Genomic DNA, 4,167 nt, shown 5'->3' with positions numbered 1-4,167 from the left:
GCGTCGGGACCGCGGTCGGTACTGGGCGGGCGCAGCGTCGCCGGACAGGTGTTCGTACTGCATCTGGTGATCGTGCTGCTGCTGGTCGTGGCCGCCGTCGTGGCGCTGGTGCTCCAGGTGCAGCGGGACAGCACGCAGGAGGCCCGCAACCGCTCGCTCGCCGTCGCGGAGACCTTCGCCAGCGCGCCGGGCCTCGTCGAGGCACTGGACTCCCCCGACCCCACGGCCGTGCTCCAGCCGCGCGCCGAGACGGCCCGCGAGCTGGCGAACGTCGACTTCGTCGTCGTCATGAACACCGACGCCATCCGCTATACGCACCCCAAGGCGGACCGTATCGGCAAACAGTTCGTCGGCACCGTCGAACCCGCGCTGGCCGGCGAGCCGGTCGTGGAGGAGATCGAGGGCACCATCGGCGAGCTGGTGCAGGCGGTGGTGCCGGTCAAGGACGGCGACGGCACGGTGGTGGGCCTGGTGTCGGCGGGCATCACGACCGAGAACGTGGGCGGAGCCGCGGAGGACCAGCTGCCGCTCGTGCTGGGCGCGGGGCTCGCCGCGCTCGCCCTGGCCGTCGGGGGCGCGGCCCTGGTGAGCAGACGGCTGATGCGGCAGACCCACGGACTGGGCCCGCACGAGATGACCCGGATGTACGAACACCACGACGCGGTCCTGCACGCGGTGCGCGAAGGAGTGATCATCGTCGACGGCGACGGCACCCTGATGCTCGCCAACGACGAGGCGCACCGGCTGTTCAGCCTCCCCGAGGACGCCGAGGGCCGGCATGTGCTGGACATCGGCCTTGATCCCGGCACCGCGGAGCTGCTGGCCTCGGGGCGGGTGGCCACGGACGAGGTGCACCGGGTGGGCGGCCGGCTGCTGGCGCTCAACCAGCGGCCCACCGACCGCGCGGGCGGCCCGCCGGGCAGTGTCGCCACCGTCCGCGACTCCACCGAGCTGCGAGCCCTGTCCGGCCGGGCCGAGACGTCGCGCGAGCGGCTCAACATGCTCTACGACGCGGGGGTGGGCATCGGGACGAGCCTGGACGTCACCCGCACGGCCGAGGAGCTCACCGAGCTCGCCGTGCCGCGGTTCGCCGACTTCGTCACCGTGGACCTGTTCGAGTCGGTGCTGGCGGGCGGCCACCCGGACGGGGCCGCCGCGCTGCGCCGTACCGCGGTGACGGGGATCGCCGAGGACTCCCCGCTCTACCCACGGGACGAGCAGATCCGCTTCGTCGCCTCGTCCCCGCAGGGCCAGAGCCTCACCACCGGCCGGCCGGTCCTCGAACCCCGGCTGGGCGAGGCGCCGGGATGGCGGGCGCAGGACGTCGAGCGCTCCGGACAGGTGGTGGAGTACGGCATCCACTCGCTGATCACGGTGCCGTTGCGGGCCGGGGCGCTGGTGCTGGGGGTGGTCAGTTTCTGGCGTTCGGAGAAACCGGAGCCGTTCGACGCGGACGAGCTGGCCCTGGCGGAGGAGCTGGTGGCCCGGGCCGCGGTCTCGATCGACAACGCCCGCCGCTACACCCGCGAGCACAGCATGGCGGTGACGCTCCAGCAGAGCCTGCTGCCGCGCAGTCTGCCCGCGCAGAGCGCCCTGGAGATCGCCTACCGCTACCTTCCGGCGCAGGCCGGGGTGGGCGGGGACTGGTTCGACGTGCTGCCGCTGTCCGGTGCGCGGGTCGCGCTGGTGGTCGGCGACGTCGTCGGGCACGGTCTGCACGCGGCGGCCACGATGGGGCGGCTGCGCACGGCGGTGCACAACTTCTCGGCGCTGGATCTCCCGCCCGACGAACTCCTCGGCCTGCTCGACGAGCTGGTCGGCCGCATCGACCAGGACGAGGCACAGGACGAGCAGGTCGCCCCGGTGACGGGAGCGACCTGTCTGTACGCCGTGTACGACCCGGTCCTGCGGCGCTGCACCGTCGCCCGCGCGGGTCATCCCCCGCCGGCCGTGGTCCGGCCGGACGGCGGCGTGGAGTTCGCGGAGGTGCCCGCGGGTCCCCCGCTGGGGCTCGGCGGTCTGCCGTTCGAGTCGGCCGAGCTGGAACTGCCGGAGGACAGCCGGCTGGTCCTCTACACCGACGGTCTGGTCGAGGACCGGGCGCACGACATCGACGTCGGTCTGGAGCGGCTGCGTGAGGCGCTGTCCCGGGCCGGGGGCTCTCCCGAGGACACCTGCAGGGTCGTACTGGAGTCCCGGCGGCCGGTGCGGGCCGGTGACGACATCGCCCTGCTCGTGGCGCGGACGCGGGTGCTGGCCGCCGACCGGATCGCCGAGTGGCCGGTGCCACCGGATCCGGCGGCCGTCGGCGAGGTGCGGGCCGCGGTCAGCCGGAAGCTGGCCGAGTGGGGGCTGGAGGAGCTGACGTTCGGCACGGAGCTGATCCTGAGCGAGCTGGTCACCAACGCGCTCCGCTACGGAGGCACGCCGATCCAGGTGCGGATGCTGCACGACCGCAACCTGATCTGCGAGGTCTACGACAACAGCAGCACCTCCCCCCATCTGCGGTACGCGACCATGACCGACGAGGGCGGGCGGGGCCTGTTCCTGGTCGCCCAGCTCGCCGAACGCTGGGGCACCCGCTACCTGCCCGCCGGCAAGGTCATCTGGGCGGAACAGCCGATCCCCTGAGGCGCCCGGAGCCGGAGCCATAAGGCACCACGGAGGTTACTCATAAGGGACGCTTATGAGCTCATAGAGCGGACCCCCGTACCAGGTAAGGCATGCCTTAACTTAGGCTTCCCACGAGACGCCTGTCACCGCTCGAAGGGAACCTGACCATGCCCCGCCCCCTGCGGGTAGCCATCGTCGGATCCGGCCCCGCCGGGATCTACGCCGCCGACGCCCTGCTCAAGTCCGACGTGGCCGCCGAACCGGGCGTGTCCATCGACATCTTCGAGCGGATGCCAGCACCGTTCGGACTGATCCGGTACGGCGTCGCCCCCGACCACCCGCGGATCAAGGGCATCATCACCGCCCTGCACCAGGTGCTCGACAAGCCGCAGATCCGTCTGTTCGGCAATGTGGACTACGGCACCGACCTCCACCTCGACGATCTGCGCACGTTCTACGACGGCGTGATCTTCGCCACCGGCGCCACGGCCGACCGCGCGCTGTCGGTCCCGGGCCTGGACCTCGACGGGTCCTACGGCGCCGCGGACTTCGTGTCCTGGTACGACGGCCACCCGGACGTCCCCCGGACCTGGCCCCTGGAGGCCGAGAAGGTCGCCGTGCTCGGCGTCGGCAACGTCGCCCTCGACGTCGCCCGGGTCCTCGCCAAGACGGCCGACGAACTGCTGCCGACGGAGATCCCGCCGAACGTGTACGAGGGCCTGAGGAAGAACAAGGCCCTGGAGGTGCACGTGTTCGGGCGTCGCGGCCCGGCGCAGGCGAAGTTCAGCCCGATGGAGCTGCGGGAACTGGACCACTCCCCCAACATCGAGGTCATAGTCGACCCCGAGGACATCGACTACGACGAGGGCTCGATCGCCACCCGGCGCGGCAACAAGCAGGCCGACATGGTCGCCAAGACCCTGGAGAACTGGGCGATCCGCGACACCGGCGACCGTCCGCACAAGCTGTTCCTGCACTTCTTCGAGTCCCCGGTGGAGATCCTCGGCGAGGACGGCAAGGTCGTCGGCCTGCGCACCGAGCGCACCGAACTGGACGGCACGGGAAACGTCAAGGGCACCGGCGAGTTCAAGGAGTGGGACGTCCACGCGGTCTACCGGGCGGTCGGCTACCTCTCCGACAAACTCCCCAAGCTGCCCTGGGACATCGACTCCGGCACGGTCCCGGACCAGGGCGGCCGGGTCGTCCAGGAGACCGGCGAGCACCTGCCCTCCACGTACGTCACCGGCTGGATCCGGCGCGGTCCGGTGGGCCTCATCGGCCACACCAAGGGCGACGCCAACGAAACCGTGGCGAACCTGCTGGAGGACTACGCGGGCGGGCGGCTCCTGACGCCGGGCTCCCCGGACCCGGAGGCGGTGGACGCGTTCCTCGCCGAGCGGGGTGTCCGCTTCACCACGTGGGACGGCTGGTACCGCCTGGACGCCGCGGAGAGGGCGCTGGGCGAGCCCGAGGGCCGCGCGCGCGTGAAGATCGTGGAGCGTGAGGACATGCTGCGCGCGAGCGGCGCGCAGGCCTGACCGGCGCGGGCCGGGC

The 4,167-nt window shown here is 72.0% G+C and carries 2 protein-coding genes; both read left to right on the top strand.

Features of this window, described 5'->3' with window-relative positions; all coding sequences use genetic code 11:
• Positions 1-2,631, top strand: a 2,631-nt coding sequence (locus tag B9S61_RS13700; protein ID WP_258039645.1) for a SpoIIE family protein phosphatase/ATP-binding protein, incomplete at its 5' end; no start/stop codon positions are given.
• A 149-nt stretch (positions 2,632-2,780) separates the two neighbouring features.
• Entirely contained in the window at positions 2,781-4,151 is a 1,371-nt protein-coding gene (locus B9S61_RS13695; protein WP_103542506.1) for an FAD-dependent oxidoreductase, read from the top strand.
• Positions 4,152-4,167: the final 16 nt, after the last annotated feature.

Source organism: Streptomyces sp. SM1, from assembly GCF_002910825.1.
Classification (GTDB): Bacteria; Actinomycetota; Actinomycetes; order Streptomycetales; family Streptomycetaceae; genus Streptomyces; species Streptomyces okerensis.
The sequence above is the reverse complement of the archived record's forward strand: the minus strand, read 5'-3'. Positions and strand labels throughout refer to the sequence as shown.

Bases quoted from the DNA above. Each gene is read 5' to 3' on its own strand.
- B9S61_RS13695 (WP_103542506.1), top strand. From the start codon at position 2,781: ATGCCCCGCCCCCTGCGGGTAGCCATCGTCGGATCCGGCCCCGCCGGG.